Annotated in this window: 16 protein-coding genes; 15 read left to right on the forward strand and 1 reads right to left on the reverse strand. The window is 67.2% G+C overall.

The genetic code is table 11. The features are described from left to right. The first annotated feature begins 170 nt into the window (after positions 1–170). Positions 171–650, forward strand: coding sequence for a type 6 secretion system effector deamidase TecA (gene tecA / locus G3N93_RS07775; RefSeq protein WP_174944232.1), 480 nt, complete (start codon positions 171–173; stop codon positions 648–650). Between the two features lie 336 nt (positions 651–986). Beyond that, entirely contained in the window at positions 987–1,880 is an 894-nt protein-coding gene (locus G3N93_RS07780; protein WP_206132719.1) for an IclR family transcriptional regulator, read from the forward strand. Between the two features lie 116 nt (positions 1,881–1,996). Here G3N93_RS07780 and G3N93_RS07785 read toward each other — a convergent pair whose 3' ends face one another. Next, positions 1,997–3,076, reverse strand: coding sequence for a porin (locus G3N93_RS07785; RefSeq protein WP_174946699.1), 1,080 nt, complete (start codon positions 3,074–3,076; stop codon positions 1,997–1,999). 444 nt (positions 3,077–3,520) lie between these two features. On the opposite strand from G3N93_RS07785, the gene G3N93_RS07790 reads away from it, so the two are divergent. The 13 genes from G3N93_RS07790 to G3N93_RS07850 all read left to right on the forward strand — a co-directional run bounded on the left by G3N93_RS07790 (position 3,521) and on the right by G3N93_RS07850 (position 15,427). Next, positions 3,521–3,838: a non-heme iron oxygenase ferredoxin subunit gene (locus G3N93_RS07790; protein WP_006489883.1), complete on the forward strand. Its 318-nt coding sequence runs from the start codon at positions 3,521–3,523 to the stop codon at positions 3,836–3,838. A 1-nt stretch (position 3,839) separates the two neighbouring features. Continuing rightward, the gene (locus G3N93_RS07795; RefSeq protein ID WP_174944238.1) at positions 3,840–4,151 is read left to right on the forward strand and encodes a recombinase-like helix-turn-helix domain-containing protein; all 312 of its coding nucleotides are present in this window, start codon (positions 3,840–3,842) and stop codon (positions 4,149–4,151) included. A gap of 52 nt (positions 4,152–4,203) precedes the next feature. Beyond that, positions 4,204–5,280 (forward strand): aromatic ring-hydroxylating dioxygenase subunit alpha, encoded by a 1,077-nt coding sequence (locus G3N93_RS07800; RefSeq protein WP_206124534.1) that lies wholly within the window; start codon positions 4,204–4,206, stop codon positions 5,278–5,280. After that, positions 5,273–6,043, forward strand: a complete 771-nt coding sequence (locus tag G3N93_RS07805; protein WP_206132720.1) for an SDR family oxidoreductase — start codon at positions 5,273–5,275, stop codon at positions 6,041–6,043. The genes G3N93_RS07800 and G3N93_RS07805 overlap by 8 nt, the downstream gene beginning before the upstream one ends. Positions 6,044–6,080: 37 nt before the next feature. Beyond that, on the forward strand, positions 6,081–6,608 hold the full coding sequence (locus G3N93_RS07810) for a cupin domain-containing protein (protein WP_039344094.1): 528 nt from the start codon (positions 6,081–6,083) through the stop codon (positions 6,606–6,608). 18 nt (positions 6,609–6,626) lie between these two features. Then, positions 6,627–7,523 (forward strand): alpha/beta fold hydrolase, encoded by an 897-nt coding sequence (locus G3N93_RS07815; protein ID WP_206132721.1) that lies wholly within the window; start codon positions 6,627–6,629, stop codon positions 7,521–7,523. Next, a complete protein-coding gene (locus tag G3N93_RS07820; protein ID WP_174944248.1) occupies positions 7,520–8,377 on the forward strand; it encodes an IclR family transcriptional regulator in 858 nt (285 codons plus the stop codon). Before G3N93_RS07815 ends, G3N93_RS07820 begins: the two co-directional genes overlap by 4 nt. Then, the gene (locus tag G3N93_RS07825) at positions 8,374–9,171 is read left to right on the forward strand and encodes an SDR family oxidoreductase (protein ID WP_174944249.1); all 798 of its coding nucleotides are present in this window, start codon (positions 8,374–8,376) and stop codon (positions 9,169–9,171) included. The genes G3N93_RS07820 and G3N93_RS07825 overlap by 4 nt, the downstream gene beginning before the upstream one ends. After that, on the forward strand, positions 9,164–10,834 hold the full coding sequence (locus G3N93_RS07830) for a thiamine pyrophosphate-binding protein (RefSeq protein WP_206132722.1): 1,671 nt from the start codon (positions 9,164–9,166) through the stop codon (positions 10,832–10,834). The genes G3N93_RS07825 and G3N93_RS07830 overlap by 8 nt, the downstream gene beginning before the upstream one ends. Continuing rightward, positions 10,827–11,642 (forward strand): aspartate dehydrogenase, encoded by an 816-nt coding sequence (locus G3N93_RS07835; RefSeq protein WP_174944255.1) that lies wholly within the window; start codon positions 10,827–10,829, stop codon positions 11,640–11,642. The genes G3N93_RS07830 and G3N93_RS07835 overlap by 8 nt, the downstream gene beginning before the upstream one ends. A 72-nt stretch (positions 11,643–11,714) precedes the next feature. Further along, positions 11,715–13,205 carry an aldehyde dehydrogenase gene (locus G3N93_RS07840; RefSeq protein WP_174946689.1) on the forward strand — a complete coding sequence of 497 codons (1,491 nt, stop codon included), beginning with the start codon at positions 11,715–11,717 and terminating at the stop codon, positions 13,203–13,205. A gap of 18 nt (positions 13,206–13,223) precedes the next feature. Further along, positions 13,224–14,186, forward strand: coding sequence for a VOC family protein (locus tag G3N93_RS07845; RefSeq protein ID WP_174944263.1), 963 nt, complete (start codon positions 13,224–13,226; stop codon positions 14,184–14,186). Further along, positions 14,183–15,427, forward strand: coding sequence for an NAD(P)/FAD-dependent oxidoreductase (locus G3N93_RS07850; protein ID WP_206132723.1), 1,245 nt, complete (start codon positions 14,183–14,185; stop codon positions 15,425–15,427). Before G3N93_RS07845 ends, G3N93_RS07850 begins: the two co-directional genes overlap by 4 nt. Positions 15,428–15,436 lie beyond the last annotated feature (9 nt).

The following is a 15,436-nucleotide window of genomic DNA, read 5'->3' on the forward strand; positions in this document are numbered from 1 at the left end:
CGCCTGCGGCTCGCGCCGAATCCCGATGCGGCCGCCGTTGCGCCGGCTTCGGGGGCGCGCATGCCGTGACGTCCGGGGCGGGGCGCTGAGGTGGGTAAGTATCGTAATAACATATTATGTTATCGCGTTGGAGGGACGATGACGTCCTTCTTCTTCACAAGGAGCCACCCATGCAACTGTCCCAGTTAGGCGGGCATGTCGCCCAGTCCGGTTTCGCCGAACGGCAGAAGCACGCCCAGGCGCTGATGTTCGGCATGGCCGACATCAACGAGTATGTTTCCGGCGGTGTCTGCTACGACGCTGCGGCCTATGTCCGGTATCTGCTGCGCGGTGACGCGATGATCACGCCCGGTGCGCTGCTCGACACGATCGGCCAGCACTGGAGAACCCGGTTCAACTTTGAGACCGGCGGTGAATGGGACGGGCGCGCGAGCATTCCGGCGGGAACCGCGGTCGGCTTCTCGCGCGGCGGTACGGTCTTTCATGCTGCGATCGCCGTCGGCGGCAGCCGGATCCGGGCGATCAACGGAGGCCGCCTGGGCAGCGGATGGATGTATGCGGTCGATCTTGCGCGGGTGCTCGAGCCGGACGCGGCCGGCGGCTTTACGTATGACCGTGCGAACATCAAGGTTCTGCTGTCGCGCCTGTAGGCGCATCGACGTCGAATGCCGCGCCGACCGCTATCCTTCTGCCGCTCGCCGCTCGCCGCTCGCCGCTCGCCGCTCGCCGCTCGCCGCTCGCCGCTCGCCGCGCACACGGCCGGGCGGCGGCTGTCCGGCCGTTCGGCGATTTCCGCATGGCGTCGCGCTGTCCATCACTGCTATCCTCTCGACCGTGAATGACTCTTCATGGAGTCGTGGCGGCGCATGCTGCGTCGCGGCGAAGCGCGCGGGTGCGACCCTGCGTGCGCGCCGAGGTAGCATGACCGCCCGTCCACGACGATCCGTGACCTGTTTCGTGACTGATTTCCTACCGTCCATGTCCACATGGTCAAGACAACGATGAGCGACGCACCTGAAACCGCGGCGCCCGGCGACGACGAATCGACCGGCGGCGCTTCGTCCTACCTGGTGCCGGGGCTCGAACGCGGGCTGCGGATCCTCGCCGAATTTTCCGCGCGCGAGCCGGTGCTCGGCGCGCCCGAGCTGTCGAAGCGCATCGGCATTCCGCGCACGACCACGTTCCGCCTGCTGCAGACCCTCGAAGCGCTCGGTTTCCTCGAGCGCGTGAATGGCGACCGTTATTTCCGGCTCGGCGTCGGCGTGCTGCGGCTCGGCTTCGAATACCTGAATTCGCTCGAACTGACCGATCTCGGCGGGCCCGTGCTCGAACGGCTGCGCGATGCGACCGGCCTGTCGACGCATCTGCTGATCCGCGACCAGCGCGACGTCGTGTTCGTCGCGAAGGCGCAGAGCAACGCGTCGATGTTCGGTTCGGTGAAGGTGCACGTCGGCACGCGCCTGCCCGCGCATGCGACCGTGCACGGCCACGTGCTGATGGGCGACCTGACGCGCGACGCGCTGCGCCAGCTCTATCCGGAAAAGCGGCTCGAGCAGTTCACCGAGCGCACGCCGGGCACCGTCGACGAACTGTACGAACGCGTGCGCCATTACGCGCGGCTCGGCTACGCGATGAGCGAGGCGGCATTCGAGAGCGGCATTTCGGCGGTCACCGCGCCCGTGCGCGATCATTCGGGCTCGATCGTCGCGGCGATCACCGCGACGGTGCCGCGCTCGGAAATCGGCGAGGCCCGCGAGAAGGAGCGGCTCGTCGAAGCCGTGTGCGGCGCGGCGGTCGACCTGTCACAGCGGCTGAACTATCGTCCGCTCGAAAGCGATCCGACATTCGCGCATGCGCGCCACAAGGTCGCGATGTTCTGAGTGTTCCGACGCGCGGCCGGTGGCCGTGCACATGCCATGCGCGAAAGAACAAGAGCGGCCCGCGGGCCGCTCTTGTCGTTTCAGGCGACTAACGCCTGACTTCGGCCTGACTTCGTTCAGAACGAGTGGTGGATGCCGGTGAGCACGATCACCTGGTTCGCGGTGCTCGACACGCCAGCCGTGAAGAACGCGGCCTGCGCGCCGCCCGACCCGTGTTCGACCAGCACGTTCGCATACAGTTGCGTGCGCTTCGACAACGAATAGATGTCGCCGAGCTCGACCTGCGTCCAGCGGCGGCCGGCTAGCGTCGTGGTCGCCGCGCCGCCCGCGATCGTGTTGAACGCGCTGCTGCGGTAGTTCACACCCGCGTCGTAGCTCTGGAACGTGTCCGAAAAGCCGTTCGACTGCATCTTCGTGCGCGTGTACAGGCCGTGCACGAGGAAGTCGCCGAACTGGTAGGACGCGCCCGCGCCGATGTTTTCGACCTTGTTCGCGGTATAGCCGTTCGCGGTGTTCTGCCCCTGGAACGACGTGATGCCGGTCGTGCTGATCAGGATCGAGCGGTCGTGCTCGTTCGAGTACACGGCCGACGCCTTGAACGGCCCGTTCGCATAGTTCAGCGCGACGCCGACCGACTTGCCGGTCGAGAAGTTCGTCGTGTTGCCGAGCGCCATCGTCGCCGCGGCCGAGAAGCCCGCGAAGGTCGGCGAACGGTATTTGACCGCGTTGTTGTACGGCACGTTGCCGGTCGCGGCGAGCCCGTCGATGTTGCCGGGGTGGAACGCGTACCAGCTCATCGCGAGGTAGGCCGTGCTGAGCGGATCGAGATAGTCGAACGACAGCGGCGTCTGGCGGCCGAGCGTCAGCGTGCCGTAGCGATCCGAGCTGAGGCCGACGAAGGCCGCGCGGTTCCAGATCGTGTTCGCGGTCGCGAACTGGCCGTTGTTCGTATAGAAGCCGTTTTCGAGCTGGAAGATCGCCGACAGGCCATTGCCGAGGTCTTCCTTGCCCTTCAGGCCCCACCGATCGGGCTGCGTATTGCCCTGGATCATCGCCCACTTCGCATGGCCGCCGACGTTGTTCACGTACGCGACGCCCGCATCCATGCTGCCGTACAGCATCACGCTGCTCTGCGCCCACGCGCCCGACACGGCGCCCAATCCGATCACTGCTGCTGCTACCGCGTGCTTGACCATTTGATCTCCTGAATCTCCAACCTGATGAAAACGTGCCGTGGCGGCATGCGCAGGAACGGCCGGCCGTCGCGCGGTTTCGCCATCGAGTGGGCATTCGTATGTTCCATATAAGGAACAGTGTGCCTCTGATGGAATGGAGTATAGAGGCGTCAAGCACTGGATCAAAAATAATTTTTTCGGGACAGATGGGCTTCCGGCCAATGCCCGGCGGCGGTGCGCGAAGCCCGCGTAAACCCGGTAAATCCCCGTCGTATAACAAAAAATTTCATTTAATGAGATGGGCGTACGTGATCGCCGACCCGTCGGTCAGTGTTTTCCCTAGGGCATGCACCTTTTTGTTTTACTCGTGGAAAGTCACTCCTATAATCACCATCCATAAACTGCTGTTCCGGGTATGGAACAAATCGGAACAAACCGAGAGTCGATCAGAAGGAAGGGTGTGAGATGTCTGAACAATGGATTTGCGCCGGGCACGCCGGCGCGCTGTCGGAAGACACGCCGATCGAGTTCAAGCGGACCGACGGCGTCGAAATCGGGATCTACCGCGTCGGCGACGACGTGTATGCGCTCGAGAACGTATGCCCGCATGCGTACGCGCTGCTGACGCAGGGGTTCGTCGACGAAGGCACGGTCGAATGCCCGCTGCACGAGGCCGTGTTCGACATCAAGACGGGCGAATGCCTGAAGGGTCCGGGCGGACGCGCACTGAAGCAGTACGCGGTGCGTCTCGCCGGCGAGGAAATCCAGATCAAGGTGGAATGACATGAAAGAAGCGACCGTCAACTTCAATCCCTTCCTGAAGCCGTGGGTGGCGCCGCAGCCGAACAACATCGCGGGCAAGGGGCAGATCGAAATCCCCGGCCAGGTCGAGAACCAGGTCTGGCAGAACCGCAAGGCCGCACCAACCCAGTACGAAAACGACCTCGGCGATGCGCTCGAACGCGTGTTCGAAGCCGGCGCGATCGAGCTGGACGATGTCGTCGCGGGCCTGAACCGCATCGGCTTCCGCGCGCCGGACGGCACGGTGTGGACACCTGAGCGCTTCCGCGCCGAAATGGCCTCGCTCGCGGAATGACCGCTTGAGCGCCGACCGCCGACCCGACGACAACCGCATCCGGAGCACACTGATGACGTCCCCCGAACAACACGCAGCACAACACGACCCGGTCCGTGCCTATCTCGACCGCGGCATCAAGAACTACTGGTATCCCGTCGCGCCGAGCTGGCAGGTGTCGAATGCACCGGTCGGCCTCACGCGCCTGTCCGAGCAGATCGTGCTGTGGCGCGATCACGAGGGCAAGGTTCACGCACTCGAAGATCGCTGCCCGCACCGCGGCGCGCGCCTGTCGCTCGGCTGGAACCTCGGCGGCAACATCGCGTGCTGGTATCACGGCATCGAAGTCGACGGCGGCGGCACGGTCAACCGCGTGCCGGCCGTATCGAACTGTCCGCTCGAAGGCACGAAGTGCGTGAAGTCGTATCCGGTCGAAGAGAAGGCCGGCGCGATCTTCCTGTGGTTCGGCGACGAAGCGCACGGCGAGCCGGCGCCGCTGAACCTGCCCGAGGAACTGGTCGACGACGCGTACGGCCACTTCCTGTGCGTATCGAACTGGAAGTGCAATTACCAGTACGCGATCGACAACGTGATGGACCCGATGCACGGCGCGTACCTGCACGCCACCTCGCACTCGATGGCCGAAGGCGACAAGCAGGCCGACATGCGCGTGCGCAAGACGGAAACGGGCCTGATGTTCGAGAAGATCGGTCAGCGCGACGTGAACTTCGACTGGGTCGAGCTCGGCGAAACGGGCTGCCTGTGGATGCGCCTCGCGATTCCGTACAAGCAGAAGTTCGGCCCGGGCGGCAACTTCGGGATCATCGGCTTCGCGACGCCGGTCGACGGCGACAACTGCCAGGTCTACTTCTGGCGCACGCGCAAGGTCAGCGGCTGGCAGCGCGACGTGTGGCGCTTCATGTACCGCAACCGCCTCGAAGGCCTGCACTGGGACGTGCTCGAGCAGGACCGCTACGTCCTCGAAAGCCTCGCGCCGAATGCCCGTGATCACGAATACCTGTACCAGCACGACGTCGGCATGACGCGCGTGCGCCGGATGCTGCGCACGCGTGCGCAGGAGCATCTCTCCGCGCTCGACGCGCATCGCGCGGCACAGGCGCAGGCCGCATCGGAGCCGGCAAATGGCTGAGCGCGCTCCGGTCGTGCCGCTCACGGGGCGCCGCGTGCTCGTCACGGGCGGCGCTCGCGGGCTTGGCGCGGCCTTCGTGAAGGCGCTCGTCGCGGCGGGCGCGCAGGTCGCGTTCGGCGACGTGCTGGCCGACGAAGGCCGTGCGCTTGCCGCGCAACTCTCGGAAGCCGGCCATGTCGCGCATTTCTTCGCGCTCGACCTCGCCGATCCGGCGAGCGTCACCGCGTTCGTCGCGCAGGGCGCGGCGGTGCTCGGCGGCATCGATGCGCTGATCAACAACGCGGCGATCACGAACTCGGGCGGCAAGCTGTCGACCGAGCTCGACGTGGCGACGTGGGACGCCGTGATGAACGTGAACGTGCGCGGCGTGTGGCTCGTCAGCAATGCGGCGCTGCCGTACCTCGCGCAGTCGGGCCGCGGCGCGATCGTGAACCTCGCATCGGACACCGCGCTGTGGGGCGCGCCGAAGCTGCTCGCGTACGTCGCGAGCAAGGGCGCGGTGATCGCGATGACGCATGCGCAGGCGCGCGAGTTCGGCGCGCACGGCGTGACGGTCAATGCGATCGCGCCGGGGCTGACCGAAGTCGAGGCGACCGCCTACGTGCCGGCCGAGCGCCACGCGTTCTACATGCAGGGCCGCGCGCTCACGCGTGCGCAGGTGCCCGACGACGTGACGGGCCCCGTGCTGTTCCTGCTGTCGGACGGCGCGCGCTTCGTGACGGGTCAACTGCTGCCGGTGAACGGCGGCTTCGTGATGAATTGATTGAATTGAAGTTTTCACTCTGATGAAGGAGAGGACGATGGCGGACGCCGATCTCGAACGCAAGTCGTGGGACCAGCCGGAAGGCGCAAGCTTCAACGACTGGATGGAAGGGCGCGTGGCGCGCTATGCGACGCGACGCTACGACTGGGATGCACTGAAGTTCCAGGCCGACTACGACCCGAAGTACCGCCGTGCGCAGATGCGCTACGTCGGCACGGGCGGCACGGGCGTCGCGAAGGACGTCAACACGGTGCCGGCCGGCGGCTTCACGTTCTCGACGATGGTCATCCCGGCCGGCAACATCGGCCCGAGCCACATCCACATGGACGTCGAGGAAATCTTCTTCGTGCTGCGCGGCAAGATGAAGGTGATCTGCGAGCGTGACGGCGAGACGTGGGAAGCGATCCTCGGCGAGCGCGACCTGATCTCGGTGCCGCCGGGCGTGTATCGCACGGAAATCAACATCGGCGAGGAAGATGCGCTGATGTGCGTGATGCTCGGTTCGCCGAAGCCGGTCACGCCGACGTATCCGCCCGATTCGCCGCTCGCGAAGATCAAGCGCTGAGACGGAGCGGGTGAAGCAATGAGTGTCATCGACAAACGTGAACGCGACCGCACCGCGGCGTTCGCCGCGCTGCTCGGGCAGTTTCCCGAACAGCGTTGCGCGGCCGGCGCAGCGGGCACGATCGGTTATCGCGAGGCCGGCGCGCAGCATGCAGGCCGTGCGCTGCCCGTCGTGCTGCTGCACGGCATCGGTTCGGGCGCCGCATCGTGGGTCCACCAGCTCGACTCGCTCGGCGCATCGCGGCGCGTGCTCGCGTGGGATGCGCCCGGTTATGGCGTGTCGACGCCGGTGCACGGTGCGTCGCCGGCTGCCGCCGATTACGCGGCATTGCTGAACGCGTGGCTCGAGGCGCTCGGCATCGAACGCTGCGTGCTGGTCGGTCATTCGCTTGGCGCGATCATCGCGGGCGGTCTCGCCCGCGTGATGCCTGCGCGGATCGCCGGCCTGCTGCTGGTGTCGCCTGCGGGCGGCTACGGCAGCGCACCGGCCGAAACGCGCGAATCGCGCCGCGACGCGCGGCTCGCGATGCTTGCCGAACTCGGCCCGGCCGGGCTCGCCGAGCAGCGCAGCGGCAACATGCTGTCCGGCTTCGCGAGCGAGGATGCGCGTGCATGGGTGCGCTGGAACATGGCGCGCATCGTGCCGGCCGGCTATGCGCAGGCCACGCATCTGCTGGCGAACGCCGATCTCGCAACCGATCTCGCCGGCTTTCGCGGCCGCACGGCCGTGGCCGTCGGCGCGAACGACGCGATCACGCCGCCCGCCGCGTGCGAGCGGATTGCCGCGGCCGCGCACGTCGGGTTGCAGGTGATTCCACAAGCAGGCCATGCCGGCTACGTGGAAGCACCGGCCGTCTATTCCGCACTGATCGGCACGTTCTGCCGTCAGTGCGACCAACAGCGGGGGCTGGTATGAGTGAACCGCTGCAACAACCCGATTCCGAAAACGGGAAAGCCGAAGCGAGCTACGTGGTGCCCGGCCTCGAACGCGGGCTGCGGATCCTCGCCGAATTCTCGCCGCGCGAGCCCGTGCTCGGCGCGCCCGAATTGTCGAAGCGGCTCGGCATTCCGCGCACGACGGTGTTCCGTCTGCTGCAGACGCTCGAATCGCTCGGCTTCCTCGAGCGCGCGGACAAGGACCGCAACTACAAGCTCGGCATTGCCGTGCTGCGGCTCGGCTTCGAGTACCTGAGCTCGCTGGAGCTGACCGATCTCGGCCTGCCGGTGATCGAGAGCCTGCGCGACGCGACCGGCTTCACGACGCACATCGTGATCCGCGACGGCCGCGACGTGGTGTTCGTCGCGAAGGCGCAGAGCCAGGCGCCGGTGTTCAGCTCGATCCGCGTGAACGTCGGCACGCGCTTGCCCGCGCATGCGACGACGCACGGCCACGTGCTGATGGGCGACCTGTCGCTGAAGGAGCTGCATGCGCTGTATCCGGAAGGCGCATTGAACCGGATGACGAACGCGACGCCGGAAACGGTCGACGCACTGTACGAAGTGATCCGCGAGGATGCGCTGCGCGGCTACGGCGTCAGCAATTCGTCGTTCGAGCGCGGCATCTCGGTGGTCACGGCGCCGGTGCGCAACGAGACGCAGAGGATCGTCGCGTGCATCACGGTGACGGTGCCGCGTCCGGAAATCGACGCGGCGCTGATCGCGGACGGGCTGATCGACAAGGTGCAGCGCGCGGCGGCGGAACTGTCGCGGCGGCTCAATTACCGCTCGGATGACGAGCACACGTTTCTCAAGGCTTTAGGACTCCGATGATCCAGATCGATCTGACCGGGCAGGTGGCGGTGGTGACGGGCGGTTCGTCCGGCATCGGCCTCGCGACCGCCGAACGGTTCCTGCAGGCGGGCGCGTCGGTCGCGATTTGCGGCCGCGACGGCGAGCGCCTGGCACGCGCCGAAGCAATGCTCGTTGAAAAATACCCGGGCGCGCAATTGCTCGCCGAGCGCTGCAACGTGCTCGACGAGCAGGAGGTGGCCGCGTTCGCGCAAGCCGTTTCGACGCGCTTCGGCCGTGCCGACATGCTGGTCAACAACGCCGGCCAGGGCCGCGTGTCGACCTTTGCCGATACGACCGACGACGCGTGGCGCGAAGAACTCGAACTGAAGTATTTCAGCATCATCCGCCCGACGCGCGCATTCCTGCCGCTGCTGCGCGACGCGCAGGCGCCGACGATCACCTGCGTGAACTCGCTGCTCGCGCTGCAGCCGGAGCCGCACATGGTCGCGACGTCGTCGGCGCGCGCGGGCGTGTTGAGCCTCGTGAAGTCGCTCGCGACCGAACTCGCGCCGCAGCGCATTCGCGTGAACTCGATCCTGATCGGCATCGTCGAGTCGGGCCAGTGGCGCCGCCGCTACGAAACGCAGGCGCAGTCCGGCGAAAGCTGGGAGGACTGGACGGGCGCACTCGCCCGCACGAAGAACATTCCGCTGAACCGCTTCGGCAAGCCTGACGAGGCCGCCTGGGCACTTTTTTATCTCGCAACGCATCTGTCGTCGTACACGACGGGCAGCCATATCGACGTTTCTGGAGGCTTTGCACGCCATGTCTAACAAAACCACGGTTGGCGAGCTGATTGCCACCTTCCTCGAGCAGTGCGGCGTGAAGACCGCATTCGGTGTCATCTCGATCCACAACATGCCGATCCTCGACGCGATCAACACGCGCGGCAACATCCGGTATGTCGGCGCACGCGGCGAAGCCGGCGCATTGAACATGGCCGACGGCCTGGCCCGCGTGTCGGGCGGTCTCGGCGTCGCGCTCACCAGTACGGGCACGGCGGCGGGCAACGCGGCCGGCGCGATGGTCGAGGCGCTGACCGCCGGCACCGCGCTGTTGCACATCACGGGGCAGATCGGGACGCCGTACCTCGACCGGGATCTCGCGTACATCCACGAAGCACCCGACCAGTTGTCGATGCTGGACGCGATCTCGAAGGCCGCGTTCCGTGTGCGCACGGTCGAAACCGTGCTGCCGACGATCCGCGAAGCCGTACGCATCGCGCAGACCGCGCCGACGGGCCCCGTGTCGGTCGAGATCCCGATCGACATCCAGGCCGCTGAGATCGAATGGCCGGAAGACCTGGAGCCCGCGCACGTCGCGGTGCGCGAGCACGACACGGCCCGCGTCGCGAAGCTCGCCGACGCACTGGCGGCCAAGCGCCGCCCGCTGCTGTGGCTCGGCGGCGGCGCGCGCCACGCTCGCGAGGAAGTCGAACGCCTCGTGAAGCTCGGCTTCGGCGTCGTGACGAGCGTGCAGGGCCGCGGCGTGCTGCCCGAAGATCACCCGGCGACGCTCGGCGCGTTCAACGTGCATGCGTCCGTCGAAGCGTTCTACAAGACCTGCGATGCGCTCGTCGTCGTCGGTTCGCGCCTGCGCGGCAACGAAACGCTGAAGTACAAGCTTGCGCTGCCGCAGCCGCTGTTCCGCGTCGACGCCGACGCGCTCGCCGACAACCGCGGCTATCGCAACGAGCTGTTCGTGCATGGCGATTCGAAGCGCGTGCTGGCGGAGCTGGCCGACCGGCTCGAAGGCCGCCTGTCGGTCGACCCGCAGTTCGCCGCCGATCTCGCGGCTGCCCGCGAGCAGGCGGTGGCCGACGTGTCGAAGGGCCTCGGGCCGTACAAGCAGCTCGTCGATACGCTGCAGGGCGCGGTCGGCCGCGACTACAACTGGGTGCGCGACGTGACGATCTCGAACAGCACGTGGGGCAACCGCCTGCTGAAGATCTTCGAGCCGCGTTCGGGCGTGCATGCGCTCGGTGGCGGGATCGGCCAGGGCATCCAGATGGGGATCGGCGCGGCGCTCGCGGGCGCGGCGGCAAAGACGGTGTGCCTCGTCGGCGACGGCGGCCTGATGGTCAACGTCGGCGAGCTCGTGACGGCCGTGCAGGAAAACGCGAACGTGATGATCGTGCTGATGAACGACCAGTGCTACGGCGTGATCCGCAACATCCAGGACGCGCACTACGACGGCCGCCGCTGCTTCGTGCAGCTGCACCAGCCCGATTTCGCGCAGTTCTGCGCGAGCTTCGGCCTCACGCACTACCGGATCTCGTCACTCGACGACGCCGAAGCGATCGTGCGCGAAGGGATGGCGAAGGCAGGCCCGGTGATGGTCGAGGTCGACATGCTGTCGGTCGGCTCGTTCGCATCGAACTTCGCGGGCCCGCCGGTGAAGAAGGACGAAACGCCGTCGGAGCGCCAGTATGCGTAACGCCCACGCACCCGTCGACGTCGCGATGATCGGCTTCGGTGCGATCGGCGCGGCCGTGTACCACGCGGTCGAGCACGATGCGTCGCTGCGCATCGCGCACGTGATCGTGCCGGAACACCAGTGCGCGGCGGTGCAGGGCGTGCTGGGCGGCGCGGTGGAGGTCGTGTCGTCGGTCGACGCACTGGCCCGCCGCCCCGAGTTCGCGCTCGAATGCGCGGGCCACAGCGCGCTCGTCGATCACGTCGTGCCGCTGCTGAAAGCCGGCACCGACTGCGCGGTTGCGTCGATCGGCGCGCTGTCCGATCTCGCGCTGCTCGACGTGCTCGCACAGGCGGCCGACGAAGGCGACGCGACGGTGACGCTGCTGTCCGGCGCGATCGGCGGGATCGACGCGCTGGCGTCCGCGAAGCAGGGCGGCCTCGACGAAGTGCTGTACGTAGGCCGCAAGCCGCCGCTCGGCTGGCTCGGCACGCCTGCCGAGGCATTGTGCGACCTGCGTGCGATGACCGAGGAAAAGGTGATCTTCGAAGGCAGCGCGCGCGATGCCGCACGCCTGTATCCGAAGAACGCGAACGTCGCGGCCACCGTTGCGCTCGCGGGCCTCGGCCTCGACGCGACGCACGTGCGCCTGATCGCCGATCCGGCCGTCGCGCGCAACGTGCACCGCATCACCGCGCGCGGCGCATTCGGCGAGATGTCGCTGGAAATGAGCGGCAAGCCGCTGCCCGACAACCCGAAGACGTCCGCGCTGACGGCATACAGCGCGATCCGCGCGCTGCGCAACCGCGCGGCCCGCTGCGTGATCTGACCGGGCCATTGAAGGTCCGCCCGCGCCACGGCGAGGGCGGATGTGCAGAGACAGATTTGTGGGACTTGTGACATGACTCCTTTCGATACGAGCCTCGTACCCGACGGCAACATCCTGGTCGGCGGCGAATGGCGGCGCGGCCGTGGCGCGCCTTACGCGAGCATCTATCCGGCCGACCAGTCGCTGAACATGGAAGTGTCGACCGCGAATGCGGAAGACGCGGCCGAAGCCGTTGTGGCCGCCGACGCCGCATGGCGCCGCGCCGACTGGGCCGGGCTGAAGCCGCACCAGCGCGCGCAGGTGCTGTACCGCATCGCCGATCTGATCATGCAGCGCCACGAAGCGCTCGCGAACCTGCAGCGCCGCGACAACGGCAAGCCGATTGCCGAGACGCGCGTGCTGGTGGCGAGCGCCGCGAACACGTTCCGCTATTTCGCGGCATGCCTCGAAACGCTCGACGAGGAACTGACGCCGTCGCGCGGCGACTACCTGACGATGAGCGTGTACGAGCCGATCGGCGTGATCGCGGCGATCACGCCGTGGAACTCGCCGATCGCGTCCGATGCGCAGAAGCTCGCGCCGGCACTGGCGGGCGGCAACGCGGTGGTGCTCAAGCCGGCCGAAGTCACGCCGCTCGTGTCGCTCGCGCTGGCGCGCATCTGCGAGGAAGCGGGCGTGCCGAAGGGCGTGCTGAGCGTGCTGCCGGGCAAGGGCTCGGTGATCGGCGACGTGCTGGTGCGTCACCCGCTGGTGAAGAAGGTGTCGTTCACCGGCGGAACCGAAGTGGGCCGCGGCATTGCACGCATCGCGGCCGAGAAGCTGATGCCCGTGTCGCTCGAGCTCGGCGGCAAGTCACCGACCATCGTCTGCGACGACGCCGATCTCGATCATGCGGTCAACGGTGTGCTGTACGGCATCTTCAGCTCGTCGGGCGAAGCGTGCATCGCGGGCTCGCGGCTGTTCGTGCAGCGCGCGGTGTACGACGAATTCATGAAGCGTTTGGTGGCCGGCGCACGCAAGCTGCGCGTGGGCGACCCGACGCGCCCCGACACGCAGATGGGGCCGCTGATCACCGCGAAGCATCGCGAATCGGTGGAGCGCTATGTGGCGCTCGGCCTCGAGGAAGGCGGCCGCCTGCTGTGCGGCGGCGAGCGGCCGTCGGGCGACGGGCGCGAGAACGGCTTCTTCTATCAGCCGACGATTCTCGAAGGTCTGCCGAACAGCGCGCGCATCTGCCAGGAAGAAATCTTCGGCCCGGTGCTCGTCGCGATGCCGTTCGACGACGAAGCGTCGCTGATCGCACAGGCGAACGACAGCGTGTTCGGCCTGGCGGCCGGCATCTGGACGCGCGACTACAAGCGCGCGTGGCGTATCGCGCGCGCGCTGGAGACGGGCACCGTCTGGATCAACACGTACAAGCTGTTTTCGATCTCCACGCCGTTCTCGGGCTGGAAGGAGAGCGGGATGGGGCGCGAGAAGGGGCGTCTCGGCATCCGCGAGTACATGCAGCAGAAGAGCCTCTACTGGGGCTTGAACGACGCGCCGCTGCCGTGGGCGAACTGAGCGAAGGGGAATGACGCAATGAGCATTTTGGGAATCGAGCAGATCACGTACGGCGTCGACGACCTCGCGACCTGCCGGCGCTTTTTCGCTGACTGGGGGATGAAGGAAGTCTCGCACGACGACACGCGCGCGCGCTTCGAGACGCTGAACGGCTGCACCGTGCTGGCGGTGAAGGCTGACGATCCGGCGCTGCCGCCGGCATTTGAAGCGGGCCCGACGCTGCGTGAAGTCACGTGGGGCGTCGCGACGCAGCAGGAACTCGACGCGCTGCGCACGAAGCTTGCCGGCCAGCCCGGCTATTACGCGCAGGACGATGCGGTCGGCTGCATCGACCCGAACGGGATGGCGATCCGCATCGAAGTCACGCGCAAGCGCGAGCTCGACATCACGGGCTCGCCGTCGAACGTGTGGGGCCAGACGCTGCGCGTCGACCAGCCGAGCCCGATCTATGCACGCGCGGAGCCGGTCGAGGTCGGGCATGTGGTGTTCTTCACGAACTGCCTCGATGCGCAGGAAAAGTTCTATCACGAGCTGCTGGGCTTCGAGACGTCCGACCGTTACCCGGGTCGCGGCGCATTCATGCGCTGCGCGCCGCACGGCGGCCACCACGACCTGTTCCTGCTCGCGCTGCCGAACGGCAAACGCGGCCTGAACCACGTGGCGTTCACCGTGCGCGACATCCACGAGGTGTTCGGCGGCGGCATGCACATCGACCGCTGCGGCTGGGAAACGCAACTCGGCCCGGGCCGTCACCCGGTGTCGTCCGCGTACTTCTGGTACTTCCAGAACCCGGCCGGCGGCCTGATCGAGTACTACGCGGACGAAGACATGCTGACGCCCGAGTGGCAGCCGCGCGAGTTCGAGCCGGGCCCGACCGTATTCGCCGAGTGGGCCGTCGACGGCGGCCTCGACGGCAACACGCGCCGCCAGAAGAACGCGAAGGCGCCGGAAGGCAAGTTCATGACGGAGCGGAAATCATGAGCGAAGGGAACGCACAGGCGCAGGCCGCGCCCGGCACGGTCGTCGTGATCGGCGGCGGCCAGGCCGCCGGCTGGGTGCTGAAGACGCTGCGCGCGGAAGGCTTTGCGGGCCGTCTCGTGATGATCGCGGACGAACCGCATCTGCCGTACGAGCGCCCGCCGCTGTCGAAGGCCGTGCTGGCCGGCGATGCCGATATCGAAACGGTGCGCGTCGTGCGTCCCGACGAATTCGACGCGCTGAACGTTGAAGCATGGCAGCCAGAGCGTGCCGCATCGATCGACCGCGCGCGTCGCGTCGTGACAACCGAAAGCGGCCGCGAGATCGAATACGACCGTCTCGTGATCGCGACCGGCGGCACGTCGCGCCGCTTGCCGGACGCGCTCGTGAAGACGCCGAACCTGCATTACCTGCGCACGCTCGACGAAGCGGCCGCGCTCGGCGAGAAGCTGCGTGCGAGCCAGCGCGTGCTCGTGATCGGCGGCGGCTGGATCGGCCTCGAAGTCGCGGCGACCGCGCGCAAGCTCGGCGTCGAAGCGATCGTGGTCGAAGGCGCGCCGCGGCTGTGCGGCCGCTCGGTGCCGCAGATCGTGTCGGATTTCCTGCTCGACCTGCATCGCGCGAATGGCGTCGACGTGCGGCTCGGCGCGGCGCTCGCGTCGCTCGACGCGCAGCCGGACGACGCATCGAAGGTGAGTGCAACGCTCGCCGACGGCACGACGATCGACGCCGATTTCGCGGTGGCCGGCATCGGCCTCGCGCTGAACGCGTCGCTCGCGAGCGATGCGGGGCTGGCGATCGACGACGGCATCGTCGTCGACGAATTCGGCGCGACGAGCGACCCGGCGATCTTCGCGTGCGGCGACGTCGCGAACCATCACAACGGCTGGCTGAAACGGCGCGTGCGGCTCGAATCGTGGGCCAACGCGCAGAACCAGGCGATCGCGGCGGGGAAGGCCGTGCTCGGCGTGCGTGCCCCGTACGCGGAGATTCCGTGGTTCTGGTCGGATCAGTACGACGTGAACCTGCAGATCCTCGGTGATCTGCCGGCCGATGCGCAGCTCGTCGTGCGCGGCGATCTTGCCGCGCGCCGCGCGACGCTGTTTTTTGTGGGCGAAGGACATGTGAGAGGTGTCATCGCCGTCAACAACGCACGTGAGCTGAAGCTCGCGCGCAAGTGGATGAACCAGGGCCGGGCAGTGGATACGGAAGCCCTGGCAGACACGACCAAGACACTGGCCTGACCGGGCGAC

It is taken from the genome of Burkholderia sp. Se-20378, from assembly GCF_017104665.1.
GTDB classification, from domain to species: domain Bacteria; phylum Pseudomonadota; class Gammaproteobacteria; order Burkholderiales; family Burkholderiaceae; genus Burkholderia; species Burkholderia lata.

Excerpts from the sequence above, each read along its gene's own strand:
- tecA (WP_174944232.1), top strand. The coding sequence starts at position 171 with ATGCAACTGTCCCAGTTAGGCGGGCATGTCGCCCAGTCCGGTTTCGCC.
- G3N93_RS07780 (WP_206132719.1), top strand. The coding sequence starts at position 987 with ATGGTCAAGACAACGATGAGCGACGCACCTGAAACCGCGGCGCCCGGC.
- G3N93_RS07785 (WP_174946699.1), bottom strand. The coding sequence starts at position 3,076 with ATGGTCAAGCACGCGGTAGCAGCAGCAGTGATCGGATTGGGCGCCGTG.
- G3N93_RS07790 (WP_006489883.1), top strand. The coding sequence starts at position 3,521 with ATGTCTGAACAATGGATTTGCGCCGGGCACGCCGGCGCGCTGTCGGAA.
- G3N93_RS07795 (WP_174944238.1), top strand. The coding sequence starts at position 3,840 with ATGAAAGAAGCGACCGTCAACTTCAATCCCTTCCTGAAGCCGTGGGTG.
- G3N93_RS07800 (WP_206124534.1), top strand. The coding sequence starts at position 4,204 with ATGACGTCCCCCGAACAACACGCAGCACAACACGACCCGGTCCGTGCC.
- G3N93_RS07805 (WP_206132720.1), top strand. The coding sequence starts at position 5,273 with ATGGCTGAGCGCGCTCCGGTCGTGCCGCTCACGGGGCGCCGCGTGCTC.
- G3N93_RS07810 (WP_039344094.1), top strand. The coding sequence starts at position 6,081 with ATGGCGGACGCCGATCTCGAACGCAAGTCGTGGGACCAGCCGGAAGGC.
- G3N93_RS07815 (WP_206132721.1), top strand. The coding sequence starts at position 6,627 with ATGAGTGTCATCGACAAACGTGAACGCGACCGCACCGCGGCGTTCGCC.
- G3N93_RS07820 (WP_174944248.1), top strand. The coding sequence starts at position 7,520 with ATGAGTGAACCGCTGCAACAACCCGATTCCGAAAACGGGAAAGCCGAA.
- G3N93_RS07825 (WP_174944249.1), top strand. The coding sequence starts at position 8,374 with ATGATCCAGATCGATCTGACCGGGCAGGTGGCGGTGGTGACGGGCGGT.
- G3N93_RS07830 (WP_206132722.1), top strand. The coding sequence starts at position 9,164 with ATGTCTAACAAAACCACGGTTGGCGAGCTGATTGCCACCTTCCTCGAG.
- G3N93_RS07835 (WP_174944255.1), top strand. The coding sequence starts at position 10,827 with ATGCGTAACGCCCACGCACCCGTCGACGTCGCGATGATCGGCTTCGGT.
- G3N93_RS07840 (WP_174946689.1), top strand. The coding sequence starts at position 11,715 with ATGACTCCTTTCGATACGAGCCTCGTACCCGACGGCAACATCCTGGTC.
- G3N93_RS07845 (WP_174944263.1), top strand. The coding sequence starts at position 13,224 with ATGAGCATTTTGGGAATCGAGCAGATCACGTACGGCGTCGACGACCTC.
- G3N93_RS07850 (WP_206132723.1), top strand. The coding sequence starts at position 14,183 with ATGAGCGAAGGGAACGCACAGGCGCAGGCCGCGCCCGGCACGGTCGTC.